Source organism: Vibrio sp. 1402 (assembly GCF_033340275.1).
In genome coordinates, this window is sequence record NZ_JAWOWE010000510.1 from 1 (window position 1) to 574 (window position 574).

Genomic DNA, 574 nt, shown 5'->3' on the forward strand with positions numbered 1-574 from the left:
GTTAACTAGCGTGCGTTTTAGTGCGCAGCGAACATCAGCAGCTAACAAAATCGGGTCTTTGGTGTTTTCTGAAGACTCCAGCATGGTATTCGCAATGGTTCGGATGTCTTTTAGTGGCACCTGATCAAGCAATAGCTGGCGGTACACTTTGAGCTGTTGAGCTGGGTTAAGTGCAGCGGCTAAGGCTTCTGCCAATTTCGGCGCTTGTTGGGTTAATCGCTGCGTCATCGCTTCTACATCATCGTGTGTAAACAATTCTGCAAGGCTGGTTTTCATGATTTTGCTGATGTGCGTTGCGATCACGGTACCGTCGTCCACGACTTGGTAACCCATGTTGAGCGCTTTCGCCTTGTCTTGATGTTCAATCCAAACCGCAGGAAGTTGGTAAGCAGGATCGCTCCCTAGAATGCCATCGATTTCACCGTAGGTGTCGCCAACGGCAATCGCCATTAAACGCTCTGGTTCGATGAAGCCCTGCTCAATCACTTCGCCATTAAGAGAAATGGTGTATTGGTTCGGTTTTAGGCTTAGGTTATCGCGAATGCGAACTTCGGGTAGAAGAAAACCTACCTGT

At 48.6% G+C, this 574-nt stretch carries 1 protein-coding gene; it reads right to left on the reverse strand.

Going from position 1 to position 574, the window contains the following annotated elements:
- Positions 1–574: FHIPEP family type III secretion protein (locus tag R7044_RS26970; RefSeq protein WP_225456199.1), on the reverse strand; the 574-nt coding region annotated here is incomplete at both ends.